Source organism: Flexibacter flexilis DSM 6793 (genome assembly GCF_900112255.1).
Classification (GTDB): Bacteria; Bacteroidota; Bacteroidia; order Cytophagales; family Flexibacteraceae; genus Flexibacter; species Flexibacter flexilis.
Window position 1 is genome coordinate 143757 of sequence record NZ_FOLE01000002.1, and the last position, 16889, is coordinate 160645.

Below are 16889 nucleotides of genomic sequence, written 5' to 3' on the forward strand. Positions count from 1 at the left end.
TTTATTCTTTACTAAGAAAATTTATAGACAAACCAACTTCTTATATTTCATCTAAGTCGGCCACCACAAAGGTACTTCCTCCCACAAAAATAAAATCGCTCTCTCCTGCCCTTTGGCGTGCTTGCGCCAATGCCTCATTTGGATTCACGATTACTTCGCCTCGGAGTCCAAAAACTGCTGCTTTTTCAAAAAGTTCTTGTGCGGGCAAACCACGCGGCACGGACGGCTGGCAGAAAAAGTAATAGGCATTTTGGGGAAATAATGGCAATATTTTAGCCAAATCTTTTTCACGCACTACGCCCACGACCATATACAAATTATCAAATTTTTGGGTCGAAACCTGCGCCAAAACCTGCGCCAAACCACTTTCGTTGTGGCCAGTATCGCAAATCGTGGTGGGTTTGGTCGTGAGTTTTTGCCAACGGCCTTTCAGTCCAGTAAGCGTGGAAACATTAGCCAAACCTTCGCGCAAATCGTGTTCCGTAAACGAAAATCCACGCAACTGCAATTGGTCTAGGGCCGCTATGATGGTTGGTAAATTTTTGCGCTGATAACTGCCTTTTAGCTGAAAAGCCAAATTTTCGAAGTACAAAAGCCCTTCTTTATAAACATCAAAGAGCTGATAATCTTCATCTTGCCCCTTGTATTCTGCCCGTAAAATTGCATTAGCCGACACCAACGGCGCATTTTCTTGTGCCGCTTTTTCTCTAAAAACTTGCTCCGTTTCTGGCAAAATTTCACCCAATACCACAGGTACAAACGGCTTGATGATGCCTGCTTTTTCGGCAGCAATCAGCGCAAGCGTATCGCCCAGCATTTCGGTATGGTCAAAACTAATGTTGGTGATTACTGAAAGTTCTGGACGAATAATATTGGTAGAATCCAAACGGCCACCCAAACCTACTTCGATAATGGCAATATCGACGTTGTTTTTTGCAAAATACCAAAAAGCCAAGGCCACTGTCATTTCAAAAAATGAAGGCTTAATTTCGTCAAACAATGCTTTATTATTTTCGACAAAATCCACCACCTCTTGTTGCGGAATTTCTTGGCCGTCAATGCGGACGCGTTCCGTAAAACTTTTGAGATGAGGCGAAGTATAAAGTCCTGTTTTGTAGCCAGCCGCCTGCAACACCGCCGCAATACTGTGGCTGGTGCTTCCTTTGCCGTTAGTACCCGCTACGTGCAATGTTTTGAATTGAGCATGCGGCTGCCCCATCGCGTCGCAAAGTCTCAAAATATTTTCCAATCCTTTCTTAAATGCCTCATTACCAATCTTCTGATACATCGGTAATGCGCCAAATAAATAATCAATCGTTTCTTGGTATGTCATTTTATATAAAAAAATAAATACAATTTTTCTGTTAAAAAAATGGGGTAATTTCCCCTTACATTAGATCTAAAAAATGGCAAGCTGCAAAGAATTTCGGGAAAAGACCACAACACGCGCCATTTTATAACATAAGCGTAACAATTATCCGACAAGCAAAAACATATTTTTTAAATTTATTGAAAAAAAACACGATTAGCGTACATTTGTTGTCAATAAAAAGGCCATTTGGCTGCATTTCTTATTTCTTGCTATTACCTGCCCTATCATGACAAAAGTTACCCAGCATATTGCTAACGCAAACAACAAAACACTTTTTTCTTTTGAAATTTTACCGCCACTCAAAGGCGAAAGTATTACGGGGCTGTTCAAGGGTATCGAACCTTTGATGGAATTTAAACCACCGTTCATAGACGTAACCTACCACCGCGAAGAATACGTTTATAAGCAACGACCCAATGGTTTTTTGGAGAAAATCACCACACGCAAACGCCCTGGCACAGTGGGCATTTGTGCCGCCATTATGAACCGCTTCCATGTGGACGCGGTGCCGCACATTATTTGCGGTGGCTTTAGCAAAGAAGAAACAGAAAATGCGCTGATTGACCTTAACTTCTTGGGGATAGATAACGTGTTGGCACTCAGAGGCGATGCCATCAAATCGGAAGGCGTTTTTGTACCAGAACCAGACGGCCACCATTACGCCACAGAGCTATTAGGGCAGATTACGAGCATGAACAAAGGCCAATATCTGGACGAAGAAATGAACGCCATGTATGCCACCGATTTTTGCATTGGCGTAGCCGCCTATCCCGAAAAGCATTTTGAAGCCCCCAATTTGGCGACTGATATTAAGTACCTAAAACGCAAAATAGAACTGGGTGCCAATTACATTGTTACGCAAATGTTTTTTGACAATCAAAAATATTTTGACTTCGTGAAACGCTGCCGCGAAGAAGGCATTACGGTTCCGATTATTCCAGGACTCAAACCCCTGACTACACGCAAGCAACTCAACATTTTACCGCGCATTTTTCATATAGATTTGCCAGAAGTGTTGGCCGAAAGCATCGAGGCTTGCAGAACAGATGCAGACGTACGCAAAGTGGGTGTAGAATGGTGCATTAGTCAGTCCAAAGAACTAATGGCTGGCGGCGTTCCGTGTTTGCATTACTATTCGATGGGAAAATCTGAATCGGTGCGTCAGATAGCCAGTGCATTGTTCTAACAGTCTGTTTTTATGGATTTTATCAAAAATATATTTGTAGGCCTGTTGGTACTATTGGTGCGTATTTATCAATACGTCCTCTCTCCTATTTTGCCAAATGCCTGCCGCTATACGCCTACTTGCTCACAATATACAGTGGAGGCACTACAAAAACATGGCGTATTCAAAGGGCTTTGGCTGGCCGCCAAACGGATCGCGAGTTGCCACCCTTGGGGCGGTCATGGACACGACCCCGTGCCCTAATCTAAAAAGATAAAGCCGCTCCAAAAACGAAGCGGCTTTATAACACCTAATCAATAAAACTCAAAACTAAATGTAATGGGTAAGGCATTGAGCAACAAGCCTTATATTTTGAGGTTTCGGGAATCCAAAACCGATGTAATCACGCCATTCTCTATTATTACCCAACCTTTGTTAGCAAAGCCATTGGTTAGCTGGGTGGCCGTTTTGGCCGATACGTTGCACCACTGCACCAACTGCAAAATACTCACAGGAACATTCAACTTACCTTCATCATTAACGCCAAACGACTGATATACCATCGTGAGCACGTCGGCAATTCGCTGTTCGGCATTCAGGTAAGTAGAAAGCGAAGCTTTGCTTTCCAACCAATTCAGGTCTGCAACTAAGCTATTCATTACCTGTTTGTTAAAAGCTGGCTCATTTTCAAACAAATGCCATGCCGCAGCCGTATCAATAAAGCAAACTTCCACAGGCGAAATAGCCGTAACCGTGTGATGGTGGCTAGGCGTTCCGAACATGGCAGCCAAACCTAGTAAATCACCCGATTTGCAAAACTTAATTGGGTATTTGGTACCTGCAATGCTTTTTTCCAACAACAAATGCCCCGAATGAACACAATAAATACCTTGCGAAATAGCACTTTGTTCATATAAAACCTGCCCTTCGGCCAGCGACATATTGGATTTGGAAGAAGAAACCATCGTCAAGTTCTTCTTGCTGCACATACCCAACGGATTCAGGTGCACCAGCGAACACGCCATGCAGCCCGAATGAGATATAGTATGTTCTGTTGTGGTTATCATAATGCAAAACTATCAATAGCCCTTTGCCTTAGAAATGATTTTTATCAGAACTACATTTGATAGAATATGCCACCATAACGAAATAAAACAAATACCAAAACGATTAAATACAAAACACTTCAAAAGCGCATTACATCAAAATATTAGTATTTATTTTAGTAAAAAACACGGCAAACACTTCCCTTTGCATTTCACATTCCATGTCGCATTTCTGCTCAAAAAACGTAACATCTTTTATAACTTTGCCTGCGTACAATGAGCAAAAAAATGAACAAAAAAATAATCCTGATGCGCGGGCTACCTGGTAGCGGCAAGTCCACATGGGCTAAAAATTTATTGAAAGAACAACCCAACATATATAAACGCATCAACCGCGACGAGTTGCGCCTCATGTTCGACGACGGCCAGACGAGCAAAGAATCTGAAAAATTTATCCGACAAGTACGCGACACACTCATTTGGGAAGCACTACGCGCGGGCAAAAACGTAATCGTGGACGATACCAACCTCACCGACCATCATTACGAGCATTTCAGGCAATTGATAGAAAAATACAACACTGCACACACAGACAACGTACAAATTGAAATACAAGAGATGACCACGCCGCTGGAACTGTGTATTCATCGTGACGCACAACGCCCCAAACCCGTTGGCGCGAAAGTAATCCGAGAAATGAACGACAAGTTACTAAAGCAAAAAGCAGGTATTTACGCGGCACAAGATGCCAATTTACCCAAAGCTCTGATTTGCGATTTAGACGGAACACTCGCATTATTACACCACAGAAACCCCTATGATACAGGCCGTTGCGAAACTGACGAATTAAACCAACCCGTCGCCGACTTGCTCAACAATTACGCGGCACAAGGCCATAAAATTTTGTTGGTTTCGGGACGAACAGACCAATTTCGCGCCCAAACATTGCGTTGGTTGCAGAAACACTTAGTGCCGTATCACGCGCTTATCATGCGGGCTACTACCGACAACCGCCGCGATTCGGTGGTAAAACGTGAGCTTTTCGAACAGCACATCGCAGGCCGATATTTCATAGATTTTGTACTCGACGACCGCAACCAAGTAGTTGATATGTGGCGCGGCGAACTACAACTGCCATGCTTTCAAGTTAATTACGGTGATTTTTAGATTCTAAGATTTAATCAAATGATTGATTACAAACATTTTTCGGATGAACAATTGCCTGAAATTGCCGTTTTGCTTGACCAAAACCATCTGGAATACAGCGATTTGCACAACTCCAAAGTGGTGTTTGAAGTGGCCAGCGTCGGCAAATGCGTAGTGGGTTGTATTGGGGCTGAGCTTTACGGCAATGATGTGTTTTTGCGTTCGTTTGCCGTGCATCACGCCCACCAAAAACAAGGAATTGGCGAGGCCTTACTTAGCATTTTTCTGAAAAAATATAAAACGCCTCAAACAACCGTGCATCTGCTTACCACAACGGCGCAAGGTTATTTTGAGAAAAAGAATTTTAGGGTAGCCAACCGAAACACTGCACCTGCGGCTATTCGTAACACTGCACAGTTCGCGGGAATGTGCCCCGCTTCGTCGGTGTATATGATTTTATAAAACAAAAAGGCCGCACTTGCATCAAGTACGGCCTTTTAACACTAAAAACGTTATTTCATTTAATTGGTAAACAAAAATCAGAAAAGGGTTTAGTTTTAATTAATTAAATGTCTGCTTATACGTCACAGGTGTCAGGCCAGTTTTTTTCTTAAATAACTTATTGAACGACTGTGGAAATTCAAAACCCAACTGATAGGCAATTTCGCTTACAGAAAGATTAGTAGTAGTCAACAATTCTTTAGATTTTTCTATAAGTTTTTCATGAATATGCTGCTGGGCGGTAAGTCCTGTCAGATTTTTTAATAAATCACTTAAATACGTGGGCGTTAGGTTTAGTTGGTCAGCGAAGTATTGCACGGTTGGTAGCTCATTATTCCCAGCCTCAAAATAATCGTTTAGCAATTGTTCCATTTTGGCCAAAACATCGCTACTGATATTTTTTCGGGTAAGAAATTGCCGATTATAATACCTGTCAATGTGCACAAGCAACAATTCTATATTAGCAATTATGACTTCTTGGCTGAATTTATCCAGATTATTTTGGCATTCCTGCTCTATGGATTTGAACAGGTTCAAAATAATTTGTTCTTCTTTATCCGAAAGAAATAAAGCTTTATTGTTTGAATAAGAAAAGAAGCCGTAGTTGTGGATATTTTTGGCCAAAGGAAAGCTCTTAATAAAGTCGGGGTGAAAAATAAATTTATAGCCCGTGAGTTTGATATTATCCTCAAATTTTTCGGTACTAAAGACCTGTTTAGGAGCAGTGACAGCCAAAATACCATCATCAAAATCAAAATCCGTTTGTCCGTATTTTAATTTGGAGGTCATTCCCCGTTTGACAGAAAACGAATACAAGCCATGTACATAATTCTTCCAAAAATCATGATTAATAGTAAAATCAATATCTTCTAAATTAATAACGCTTAACATCGGATGCAATGGCTTTGGCAAACCACACAACTGATGATATTGCGATACTGTCTTGATTTCGTTTTTGCTTGTTGGCTTACTCATTGGGGTTTTGTTACATTTTGGCTTATAAATTTAGTTATTTTTTGGCAGGAGCTTCCACGTCCGAAAAAGCCTGCACCATGTCGGGCAGACGCTTGCCCACTATTTCAATTTGATTTAACTGCTGGTTAAACTCTTGCAACTCGCTGGCTGTAAATTTAACACGCTCTGCACCAACATTTTCCATCATGTGCGCCATTTGAGTAGTGCCAGGAATAGGTACAATAAATGTTTTTTGGGCATGTTGCCAAGCCAATGCCACTTGGGCTGGAGTTGCCTCTTTGGCCTTGCCCCATTTTTTCAAAAGTTCCACCAACTTCAGATTATTTGGAAGATTATCAGGAGCAAAACGAGTTTCTGTACCACGAATATCGCCTTGTGCAAATCGTGTATTTTCGTCGATAGCTCCCGTAAGAAATCCCACGCCAAGCGGACTCCACGAAACAAAACCAATACCCAACTCTTCACAAAGTGGAATTATTTTACTTTCTGAGCCACGCCACAGCATCGAATATTCGTTTTGGATTGCGGTAATTGGTTGGACGGCGTGCGCCCTTCTGACCGTTTGTACGCCTGGTTCTGAAAGGCCATAATGTAGCAATTTCCCCTGTTTCATTAACTCCTGCATAACACCCGCGACATCTTCAATAGGCACTTCTGGATCTACACGATGCTGATACAACAAATCAATTCTGTCTGTTTGAAGTCTTTTCAGCATAGCATCTACCACTTTTTTGATGTGTTCGGGCTTGCTATTCAATCCCGGCAGCCGCTTTCCCGTTTCGATGTCAATATTCCACCCAAATTTAGTAGCAATTACGACCTTGTTACGAAAAGATTTTACACCCTCTCCCAAAATTCGTTCTACTTCCAATGGGCCATATGCTTCCGCCGCATCAAAAAACGTAACACCATTATCAAAAGCCGTTCGAATAATATTGTGCATCTCGCTTCTATTCGGAACAGTCGTCTGATAGGTTCGGGTCATGTTTTGCACTCCCAAACCAACACTTGAAACAACCAAGCTGCCCAATTTTCTTTTACCTGACAATAAAGCGTTTACATTCGTCAGATTGTCATTTTCCTTGTGCGCAAAAGAATCAAAGGGAGCTAACGCAGTGCCAGCAAAGCCCAATCCTGCTGTTTTTAAAATATCTCTTCTGTTCATATTGTTAATCGCTTAGTTTCATGCCGCTAATCCATTTGACTATATCAGGGTTTCTGTGGTCAAAAAATAAACTGGCATTGGTGTCCAACGTCTGTATTGTTTGCATCTGGTCTGCCGAAAGTTCAAAATCGAAAATATCAAAATTTTCAACCATTCTCTCTTTACGCACCGATTTGGGAATAACTACCACTCCTCTTTGTGTGAGCCAACGAAGTATGACTTGTGCTACCGTTTTTTGGTGAATTTTGCCGATGGCCGCTAATATTTCATTTTCGAAAATATTGTTTTTGCCTTCTGCAAATGGCCCCCACGATTGGATTTGAACTGAATTTGCTTCTAAAAACCGCTGACTATCAATCTGTTGATGAAACGGGTGTGTCTCAATTTGGTTAATAGCTGGCGTAAAACCACTATTACTAATCAAATCCATCATTCTGTCTGGCTGAAAATTAGCTACTCCAATCGCTCTAATTTTTCCTTCCTGATACAACTCCTGCATTGCTCGCCAAGCACCAAACACATCACCAAAAGGTTGATGAATCAGGTACAAATCCAAATACTCTAATTGTAGTTTGTCCAAAGATTTCTGGAATGCTGCTTTAGCCTTTTCGTAGCCCATATCTTGCACCCAAAGTTTTGTAGTTATAAAAAGCTCTTCTCTGGGCACGATACTTTTTCTAATCGCATTGCCTACTGCCCTTTCATTGGCATAAGCCGAAGCGGTATCTATAAGTCTATAACCCGTCTGAATTGCATCAAGTACGGCCTTTTCGCTCTGGTCTTCAGGAATTTGGAATACACCGAAACCTAATATTGGCATTTCTACGCCATTACTCAATTTTACTGTTTGCATTGGTATTTTTATTTTATAAATTTCTAATGCAAATGTCCAAAGAATCCTATTGTTCAATGTATCCAAAAGAGAGATTATTGTATCCAAAATTTGTGGCGTGCATTGTTTGGCCTTCATTGTAGAAATATCCAGCAATTCCCCCAAAAAAAACTCTTGCTTCCGATTCAATATCAGAAACAAGAGGGCAAAAACTAACCTAAATTTCCAAACTATCTTGTAATCATAAACTTCTGTGTTTGGGTGCCTTCGGCAGAAATTACGCGCAGCAAATACAAACCATCAGCCAAAGCCGACGTGTTGAGGTTGGTGGCAAAACTGCTTTGCAATACTTTGCCCGTCATGTCCAAAATTTGCAACGTTGCGCCTTTGGCCACATTTTTCACGTTCAGCACGTTTTGGGCTGGATTCGGATAAACTTCAAGGCGCGGGGCAGTGTGTGCGGCGGCTGTGGCCGTTGGAGTACAAGAGGCACCACTATAAATTCCGCAAATTTCATTCGCCGAAAGCGCACGGCTGTAGTATAGAAACTCATCTATCATTCCTACCAAACCATGATTATTGACATTAGGGATATTGCCCATTACAAAAGGCTTATCGTTATAAAGAATAGCACCAGGGCTTCCAGTGGTGGAAGTGGCTTCCAAATTACCATTCACATATAACTTAGCTATACCTGTCGTCTCATCATAAGTAGCAGCCACGTGGTACCAAGTGCCAGTCTGCAACACAGTTGTACCTTGAATGTTTTTTTCGCTTGTGCTACCTGCCGTATAATAAGTAAAACTTACTTTTTTGCTAACATTCGTACCTGTAGATAAATTAATGGAATTATACGGAGCTCCCGAAGCATTATAACGAATGGCAGCAATCGTGTTATTGGGATTAAAGTTCATAGGTTTAATCCAAGTTGCCATACTCACCGATGTAGTACGAAATGCATAACTCTCAGACGAAAGTATTGAATTTCCGTCGCCAGCAAATGTAGCTGATGAGTTCGCCAAATTTTGATAACCATTGCCTGATGACACCGTACCTCCATTGGTAAGGACATTATTCAGATTACCTGAGTTATCTATTTTAATCCCATTAAGACCGATAAAAGAATATTTAGCCACTAAACCAGTGGTCGGCATACCAGGGGAAGAATAAGAATGCCAAAGGTTAAGTACCTCTAAATCTGAAAGTCCGCGGTTATAGAACAATACTTCGTCTATTTTTCCCATAAATCCGTTACCATTAGCAGCAGGATTTACATTACCTATTACAAAAGGTCTGTCTTGGTCAGTTATGTAAGCAATTCCATTCCCAAAAGCATAAGTATAACTTGCTTCTAAAGAGCCATTCAAAAAGATTTGTGCCCTACCATAAAGTGAGTCATAAACGGCCACAGCATGATACCAAACCCCTTCTTCTAAGACAGTAGTACCAGTTATTGTCTTTTCGTTAGTACCTATCGGTCTGTAAGTTAATCTCAATTTTTTCCCTGCTGCAGTACTATTCCCTGTATGTAAATTGAAAGAATTGTAGTAAGGTCCTGTTGGATTATACCGAGTGGAAACAATAGTATTATAAGACTGAAAAGCAGATACTTTAAACCACGCAGAAATCGTGAAACATGGTGTACGAAAAGCCGCATTATTAACACTGAGTGCAGATGTCGTAGCTCCTGTAAATTCTGCACTTTTATTGGACGGTGAATTTGTAAAACCATCGGCAGACGAAGTTACGGTAGTGCTACCTGTTAGCGGATACGTGCCTGTGTGGTTGTCGGTAACAAGGTTGGTGCTATCGTTGAATGAATATTTAGCGACAAGTCCGTTCGTGGGGATTTGAGCAAATGCCCCGAATCCTGTCAGTAAAGCTGTAATAAGGGTGTAGATTTTTTTCATAAAATTTATATTTTTTAGTAATTACACCCAAAATTATAGCTTGCTGTCCAGCCGCAACGCATTTGTTTCAGCAACGGACAATTTGTTTCAGCAACAGCCCATTACTTCAAAATCGCCTCCTCAAATTCCGCTTTTTTGTACTTGGAAAGTTTGACCACAAGGCCATTTCGCAACGTAATCAGCATCTCAGATTTGGAATAAGACTGTAACTGTTTCTTATTCACCAACCAAGATTTGTGCGTGCGGATAAACTGCGGCAAACTGGCCAACATCGTTTCAAAATGCTTGAGATTGCGGCTTACCACATAGTTTTTGGCTTGGGTGTGAATGGTGCAATACGACTCTTGCGCCTCAATGGCAATCACTTCGTCCACGCCAATAATATATTGCTGCGAACGGTCGCTTATCACAATATTTTTTATCTGTTGGCTTTCGAGAGTTTGCCCCAGCAGCGGCAGCCGTTGCGCCTGTTGTTCTATGTCCAGTTCTTTGCGGGCACGTTCTACGGACAATTTAAGTCGCTCAATATCAATTGGCTTTAGCAAATAATCCATCGCCGCCACTTCAAATGCTCTGATGGCGTATTTGTCGTAAGCGGTTACGAAAATGATTTTAAAATTGATTTCGGGGAAAAAATTAACGATTTCAAAGCCCGCATAATTGGGCATTTCTATATCCAAAAATACTAACTGCGGTTGCAATTCTTCGATGCGAGCGACGGCTTCGGGCAAGTTTTCGCACTTGGCCAGTAGCTCCACTTGCGGACAAAAACGCAATAGCAAATTGCCCAGCACATCGCGCGCACTTTCTTCATCATCCACCAACAAAGCCCTGATTTTCTGCATATTTCTCTTAAAAATAAATTCTGATTCAGACCACAAACATATTTTTTTTGTGGCATTGGCCTAAGCGTTTTTCACTAACAGCCCAAATTGTTTGGCAACAACTAAAATTTGTGTCTGAACGGAATCCGTAGCACAACGCGCGTGCCGACAGGCTGGCCGTTTTCCATCAAATCCTCGTATTCGTAGCCCAAATCTTCGGCAAACAACTCGCTCAATATCTCGAACCGTTTGCCGATGGCTTTCCCCGAAAAAGATTCGTGTTCGGCGCGTTGGCGTGCCCGAATCGCTTTGGCATTTTCGCGCCCGATGCCGTTGTCTTCTATTACACAAACCAAATTTTCGGCCAAACTAAAGCGTATTTTCAATGTTTTTGCGCCTGTTTTGTGCAAAAGTCCGTGTATCAGCGCGTTTTCGATAAAGGGTTGAACCAATAGCGGCGGAATGAGAATATCTTCTATTTCATGCGTGTCGATGCTATAATTAAAATCTTTTTTGAATCGCAATTTTTCCAGTGATAAATAAATTTCCAAGAGTTTTATTTCTTGCTCAAAATCAATAAAATCTTTATCCGAAAATTGCAAAGTTTTTCGTACCAAATTAGAAAAAGTAGTCAGATAAGAATATGAGTTTTCTACATCGCCTTTCAGCACCAAATCTTGAATAGAATTAAGTGAATTAAAAATAAAATGCGGATTCATTTGCGACTGTATGGCCGTGAGTTTCGAGATATTCAACTCGTTTTGTTGTTTTAATTCTTTTTGGCGTTTGGCTAGTTGCCTTCTGAAAATCCAATACACCAAAAGTAAAAAACACAACAGCACAAAAACCATAAATTGCCACGTTTTCCAAAATGGTGGATGAACATACCCCGAAATTGTGATTATATTTTCCGAATCCTTCCCCCAATAATCAATGGCTTTTAATTCTATTTCAAAATTTCCTATCGGAATATTTTGTATATTAATTTCGCTCACAGACGCAGGCAATTTATTCCATTCTGCATTTGCATTTCGAATACGATACGCATATTCAAATTTACCATTGCTATAATAATGACTTGCTTCGGGTTGCAAAACAAGTCCTTGTCCGTATTGCAATTGAATACCAGAATAATTAAAATCTTTATTTTTCAAATAAATCTTGGCTTTGGCAATGGTTTGGTGTTCGGTTAGCAGAATTTTTTGCAAACCTTTTCCCGTAGCTAACCACGCATTTTTGCCCAAAATGACGAGGTCTTGCACGTTGTCGGAAGCCAAACCTTCATGCAAATCAATGGCTTTGAGCTGCCTTTGTGCCATATCCAACGTCCACAGGCCTTTGTTGGTGGTGATGTATAATTTTTGTTTATGTGCCTGAATACGATATGGTTGTGCGTTGCTCGGAAGGCTGCCAACAAGTTCTAATTGCCGCAAATCCGTAAGCTGATATATTTTTCCATCGAAAGCCAAGACAAACAATTGACCAGTTTCTTGCGAAAAACTCACCGAAACAATTTGCTTTTGTACCAGCAACGAATCGCACATTTGCCAAGTATCATTTTGCCACCGAAGCCCAAACAAACCCTGGTTAGTTGCCAGCCAAACGGTTTTATTGACGGAGTCATAAGCCATTTCTCGCGACCAATGCGGCGTAATCATACTTAGTTTTTTCTTTGCCAGAAAATCATAAAAAAACGCCCCAAACGACGTACAAACAAGGTATATATTATTTATTTTCTGGACGTATTTTATCGGTGGCGTTTTTTCCAAAACAACCGTTATTTTGTTGTTTTTTAAGCCGTACAAGGTATTATTTGTAAAAAAGTACAGACATTTATCTTCTGTGATATAATTCAGAGATTGAATATCTTCATTTCGGCCTGTATAAAAAGTATTTAATTGATTAGTTTGGGTATTTATTTGCCCGATATTTCCGTTTATCGTCGTAAAATAGACATGATTTGTATCGGTTTCTATTTTAATTATTTTATTATTTTCTAACTTATTCCAAACTAAATACTTAAAATTAGGTACTCGAATAAGGCCAGATTGTAGCGTAGTAAACCAGTAATTTCCTTCTCGGTCTATGAGGCAATCTGAAAAAGCAAAATTAGGATAATACAACGATACATTATCGGTACGTTGGTTATAACAAATAATGCCGTTATAAGTACATATCCATAAGTTTCCGTCGGGAAGAGCCTTAATATTCGTTACTTTTTTTAGACCTACAGCATTTCTAAATTTCTCGTTCTTAAATTCTTTAAAACCTTCACCATCATACACGTACATTTTATTATTTTTGATTGACAAAAGGTATATTTTCTTATCAATTACTTCTACCAAAAAACTCCCAATTCCTTCTTTTTCAAGCACTTCACTTTTAATAAAACGCAGTTTATTTTCTCTGATAACCCCAACGCCAGCCGTTCCCAAAAAATACTTCTCATTGGCGGCGGTTATTTTGATGGATTTGGTGAACTCTTTGTCCGTAAAAACACTATTGACCCCGATATTTTCATAATTTTTCCATTGTTTTTGTGCTTCGTTATACACAGCCAGCCCGATTTGGTCATTTACCCACAAGTTGCCTGTTTTGTCGCAAGCAATGTTTGGAATTTTGGCATAGCCGTGCATCAACTCGCGCAACGTGTCGTTGTCCAGCACAAAAATTTGTGATTGGAAATTGTGGCAATACAGCTTCCCCGACGTGGAAAACGTGAGTCCCGTTACAGATTTAGACTTTTGCGTCACGCATTTGTAGCCGATGTAACGCACGCCGTCAAATTTGTACAGGCCAGCGTCGCAACCAATCCAGATGAATCCGCGCGGATCTTGGGCTATGCTGTACACTTCATTGGACGGCAAGTCGGTTTCGTCATCATAAGTAAAATGTACGGGGTCTTGCGCCAAACTCACCAGCGGCCACAGCCAACACAACAGCCACAAATACAAGTGTTTGTGTCGTTTTATTTCCCCCAAATATTTCCTTAACATCATGTTTATTGGCTTCTGTTTTTCCGAAAATATAACAAAAAGGCCGCACTTGCATCAAGTACGGCCTTTTCTTTACTCTCAAAACATAAGTCTTAACCTTGTTTGCTGGCACCTGCTGGAACAGGTTTGCGAATCACACCTTTAATTTTGTAAGTAAACGTAAGCATAAAATAACGCTGTAACACAGTGGTTTGCACGTCTTCATAATACGTCTCTGTAATGTTACGCTGTACGCTGTTGTTCTGCTTGAGCAAATCGAAAGCCGAAAGTTTTAGCTCGCCAGCCTGATTGCGGAGGAATTTTTTAGCTATATACGCATTCCAAAGCAAATAATTTTGGTTGTAACCCGAACTCAAACCCGAATAATATTGGTGTTGCAAATCCGTCTGTAACACTAACCCGAACGGGAACGTAATCGTGGCGCGGCCTCTGCTACTCTGATTCCAATATTTCGAGTTCGATTGCTTTTGCAACGTATTGGTTACTTCCACGCGGTTGGTTTGCGAGGAAAGCGAGAAATCTACTTTTTCGCTCACGTTGCTGCTTATCATCACGCCCAAGCCAAAACTCGGCGATTTGGCATAATTCGTACGGCCATTGATGCTACCAGGCGTATGCGTATAGCTAAACGAAGCTGTAAGATTTACGTTAGATTTGATAGCCGACACAGGCACGCCGTACATGAAAAAGCTACGCATATCGTAGTAACCTTTCAAATTGACAGGGCGCGTGAGCTGCGAACCGTTTTTCAAAGAAATAGAATTATCTATCAACGTATCTTTGCTGGCAATAATCGTGCTGTTACCGATATAGTCTTTCACAAACGAACTACCAAACATCAAGAACATCGTGTTGCTGTGTTCCACACTCGACGACATGAAACGCCCAAAAAGATTTTGTTGGTACGTCTGGCGCAACTGCGCGTTACCCGTGCTCAACTGCAAAGCGTTGCTATTGTTCACTACTTCTTGTAACTGACTGATACTTGGCGAGTTAGTCGAAGTACGGTAGTTAATACGAATATTTTTGCGTTTCGAGAAATTGTATTTCAGCATCGCCGTTGGCAAAATATTTTCAAACTCACGATTGATTTTATATTCCGATGGGAAAGTTTGGTCGCTGTGCAGCGTGGCACGTTGGTACTGTGCACCTGCATTAAATTCCACTTTTTGCGTTTGGAAACGATAATCCAAACCGCCTCCACGTGTCAAATAATAGCTTTCAAATTTGCTGGAAAGCGTTGTATCAAAAGTGCTGTACGCCGACTGCGCGTTGTCGTATTGCCAAGTTTTTTTGTCCGAATTGTTGGGTTTGTACGACACCGTGCCCGTTGCCTGCAAGAAACTTTTGGTAGAAAGTGGCTCGGTATAAGAAACCGTACCCGTGTTCGTCCAGCCCGTTTGTTGTATGTCGCTAAACTGATTCACTTCCGAACTAATAGTATCTGTTTCGTAATAATTACTTCCCGTGTACAAATAACTTTTGCCTGTGTTGTCGGTGTAGCCTGTGTTCCAACCAACAGAGTAAGTACGGCCAACTTTGGCAAATTTATGTCTGAAAAGTAATTCATTTGAGAAACTCAAACCTTCCATGTTGGTTTTTACGTCGTTGCGCGTATTGTTGAGCAAATTATTTTCCAAACTCGTTTGTCCGTACAAATTACTGTTGCCGTCGCTGGTTTGTAGCGTAAGTTTCGGGCGAATCATAATTGAGTTAGACGAATCTATTTTGTGGTCGATGCGCATATTGAACTTGTGGTTCAAATTTTTGCTGTACGACGAGCTATTTTGCGAATAAAATTGCCCTATAGTTGAGTTGCTCACATACTGGCGCGAAGTTGTGCTTAGGGCATTGTTTTGGCTTGAGTTAATAAAATAACTGGCCGTAACATCGGTGTTTTTGCTCCATTTGTCGGCATAATTTATCCCCACAGCAAAAGATTTGGTAATACCGCTACTTTGATTTACCAAAAAGTCGCTGATGTCAGAGCCACCACCTCCGCCACCAGGACGGCCACCGCCACGCATTCCACCAGGAGGCGGCATCATGCGCCCCATACCACCGCCACCGCTTGAGCCGCTGCTCGTAGCTCCCACGATGTCTTCTATTGCAAAATTTTGTTCATTGATATTATTAGCCAAACCCAAAATACTAATGCGGCGATCGCCATTAAAAATATTTACGTTGCCTCCCGCACTGAATCGGTCTTGGTCGCCATAGCCCGCAAACGCTTTCCCAAAAACAGCATTGCGCATATCGGGACGCGTTACGATATTGATCGTTTTGGACGTGTTGCCATCATTAAAACCCGAAAATTGTGATTGTTCGCTTTGCTTGTCAAACACTTGTACTTTGTCTATCATCTCGGCAGGCAAATTGCGCAAAACCGTCGTCGGGTCGCTGCTAAAAAACGGCTTGCCATCCACTAACACTTCTTTTACGTTTTCGCCTTGTGCTTGCAATGTGCCATTTTGCATCATCACACCGGGCATTTTAGTTACCAAATCTTCCGCATTAGCGTCTTTGTGGGTCTTCACACTCGACGCGCTCATTTCTGTGGTATCGCCTTTTTGGGTTGCTGGTGGCAGCTTCTTCGAAACGACTACGGTTTGTAGCTCGCGGCCTTCTTTCAGCTCCAATTTTCCTAAGCGTAACATTTCGCCTGTATAAGAAATTCGTTTGCTAAAATTCTGATAACCAATGTAAGAGATTTTGAGTAAATACTCTCCGTTGGCCACATTCATAAACCTAAAACGTCCGTTTTCGTCGGCGGCTTGGCCTTGTTTGCTCGAATCGGCTACATTTTGGAGAATAATCGTTGCACCAATCAGTGGCGAAGTATCAGAGGCCGAAATTACGCGCCCCACAATGCTCGGACGCTGCTGTTGTGCTCGTGCTAACGTACTGGCAAACAGCAAGAATGCAGTACACGCAATTGCAAAAATTTGTTTCATGGG

At 41.4% G+C, this 16889-nt stretch carries 13 protein-coding genes; 4 read left to right on the forward strand and 9 right to left on the reverse strand.

Going from position 1 to position 16889, the window contains the following annotated elements:
* Positions 1–40: 40 nt before the first annotated feature.
* Positions 41–1333: a bifunctional folylpolyglutamate synthase/dihydrofolate synthase gene (locus tag BM090_RS04535; RefSeq protein WP_091508229.1), complete on the reverse strand. Its 1293-nt coding sequence runs from the start codon at positions 1331–1333 to the stop codon at positions 41–43.
* A 265-nt stretch (positions 1334–1598) separates the two neighbouring features.
* Between BM090_RS04535 and metF the strand changes: the two genes are divergently transcribed.
* Both metF and yidD read left to right on the forward strand, forming a co-directional pair.
* Positions 1599–2558, forward strand: coding sequence for a methylenetetrahydrofolate reductase [NAD(P)H] (gene metF / locus BM090_RS04540; RefSeq protein ID WP_091508233.1), 960 nt, complete (start codon positions 1599–1601; stop codon positions 2556–2558).
* A gap of 12 nt (positions 2559–2570) precedes the next feature.
* A complete protein-coding gene (gene yidD / locus BM090_RS04545) occupies positions 2571–2801 on the forward strand; it encodes a membrane protein insertion efficiency factor YidD (protein WP_091508238.1) in 231 nt (76 codons plus the stop codon).
* A 101-nt stretch (positions 2802–2902) separates the two neighbouring features.
* Here the strand turns inward: yidD and BM090_RS04550 are convergent, their stop codons facing one another.
* Positions 2903–3604, reverse strand: a complete 702-nt coding sequence (locus BM090_RS04550) for a Crp/Fnr family transcriptional regulator (protein ID WP_091508240.1) — start codon at positions 3602–3604, stop codon at positions 2903–2905.
* 267 nt (positions 3605–3871) lie between these two features.
* Here BM090_RS04550 and BM090_RS04555 point away from each other — a divergent pair, with 267 nt between their 5' ends.
* Together BM090_RS04555 and BM090_RS04560 are read left to right on the forward strand one after the other, a co-directional pair.
* Positions 3872–4750, forward strand: coding sequence for a phosphatase domain-containing protein (locus BM090_RS04555; protein ID WP_091509467.1), 879 nt, complete (start codon positions 3872–3874; stop codon positions 4748–4750).
* Between the two features lie 18 nt (positions 4751–4768).
* Positions 4769–5191 (forward strand): GNAT family N-acetyltransferase, encoded by a 423-nt coding sequence (locus BM090_RS04560; RefSeq protein WP_091508243.1) that lies wholly within the window; start codon positions 4769–4771, stop codon positions 5189–5191.
* 99 nt (positions 5192–5290) lie between these two features.
* Here the strand turns inward: BM090_RS04560 and BM090_RS04565 are convergent, their stop codons facing one another.
* The 7 genes from BM090_RS04565 to BM090_RS04595 all read right to left on the reverse strand — a co-directional run bounded on the left by BM090_RS04565 (position 5291) and on the right by BM090_RS04595 (position 16886).
* The gene (locus BM090_RS04565) at positions 5291–6205 is read right to left on the reverse strand and encodes a helix-turn-helix domain-containing protein (RefSeq protein ID WP_091508246.1); all 915 of its coding nucleotides are present in this window, start codon (positions 6203–6205) and stop codon (positions 5291–5293) included.
* Between the two features lie 34 nt (positions 6206–6239).
* Entirely contained in the window at positions 6240–7370 is a 1131-nt protein-coding gene (locus tag BM090_RS04570; RefSeq protein ID WP_091508249.1) for an aldo/keto reductase, read from the reverse strand.
* A gap of 4 nt (positions 7371–7374) precedes the next feature.
* Positions 7375–8223, reverse strand: a complete 849-nt coding sequence (locus BM090_RS04575; RefSeq protein WP_091509472.1) for an aldo/keto reductase — start codon at positions 8221–8223, stop codon at positions 7375–7377.
* Positions 8224–8432: 209 nt separating this feature from the next.
* Positions 8433–10112, reverse strand: a complete 1680-nt coding sequence (locus tag BM090_RS04580; protein ID WP_091508253.1) for a LamG-like jellyroll fold domain-containing protein — start codon at positions 10110–10112, stop codon at positions 8433–8435.
* A gap of 101 nt (positions 10113–10213) precedes the next feature.
* Positions 10214–10957 carry a LytR/AlgR family response regulator transcription factor gene (locus BM090_RS04585; RefSeq protein ID WP_091508255.1) on the reverse strand — a complete coding sequence of 248 codons (744 nt, stop codon included), beginning with the start codon at positions 10955–10957 and terminating at the stop codon, positions 10214–10216.
* Between the two features lie 101 nt (positions 10958–11058).
* A complete protein-coding gene (locus BM090_RS04590; protein WP_091508258.1) occupies positions 11059–13935 on the reverse strand; it encodes a sensor histidine kinase in 2877 nt (958 codons plus the stop codon).
* A gap of 89 nt (positions 13936–14024) precedes the next feature.
* Positions 14025–16886 carry a TonB-dependent receptor gene (locus BM090_RS04595; RefSeq protein ID WP_091508262.1) on the reverse strand — a complete coding sequence of 954 codons (2862 nt, stop codon included), beginning with the start codon at positions 16884–16886 and terminating at the stop codon, positions 14025–14027.
* Positions 16887–16889: the final 3 nt, after the last annotated feature.

Coding starts and splice junctions, on each gene's coding strand:
- BM090_RS04560 (WP_091508243.1), top strand. CDS start 4,769: ATGATTGATTACAAACATTTTTCGGATGAACAATTGCCTGAAATTGCC.
- metF (WP_091508233.1), top strand. CDS start 1,599: ATGACAAAAGTTACCCAGCATATTGCTAACGCAAACAACAAAACACTT.
- BM090_RS04575 (WP_091509472.1), bottom strand. CDS start 8,223: ATGCAAACAGTAAAATTGAGTAATGGCGTAGAAATGCCAATATTAGGT.
- BM090_RS04590 (WP_091508258.1), bottom strand. CDS start 13,935: ATGATGTTAAGGAAATATTTGGGGGAAATAAAACGACACAAACACTTG.
- BM090_RS04595 (WP_091508262.1), bottom strand. CDS start 16,886: ATGAAACAAATTTTTGCAATTGCGTGTACTGCATTCTTGCTGTTTGCC.
- BM090_RS04580 (WP_091508253.1), bottom strand. CDS start 10,112: ATGAAAAAAATCTACACCCTTATTACAGCTTTACTGACAGGATTCGGG.
- BM090_RS04585 (WP_091508255.1), bottom strand. CDS start 10,957: ATGCAGAAAATCAGGGCTTTGTTGGTGGATGATGAAGAAAGTGCGCGC.
- BM090_RS04565 (WP_091508246.1), bottom strand. CDS start 6,205: ATGAGTAAGCCAACAAGCAAAAACGAAATCAAGACAGTATCGCAATAT.
- BM090_RS04570 (WP_091508249.1), bottom strand. CDS start 7,370: ATGAACAGAAGAGATATTTTAAAAACAGCAGGATTGGGCTTTGCTGGC.
- yidD (WP_091508238.1), top strand. CDS start 2,571: ATGGATTTTATCAAAAATATATTTGTAGGCCTGTTGGTACTATTGGTG.
- BM090_RS04555 (WP_091509467.1), top strand. CDS start 3,872: ATGAACAAAAAAATAATCCTGATGCGCGGGCTACCTGGTAGCGGCAAG.
- BM090_RS04550 (WP_091508240.1), bottom strand. CDS start 3,604: ATGATAACCACAACAGAACATACTATATCTCATTCGGGCTGCATGGCG.
- BM090_RS04535 (WP_091508229.1), bottom strand. CDS start 1,333: ATGACATACCAAGAAACGATTGATTATTTATTTGGCGCATTACCGATG.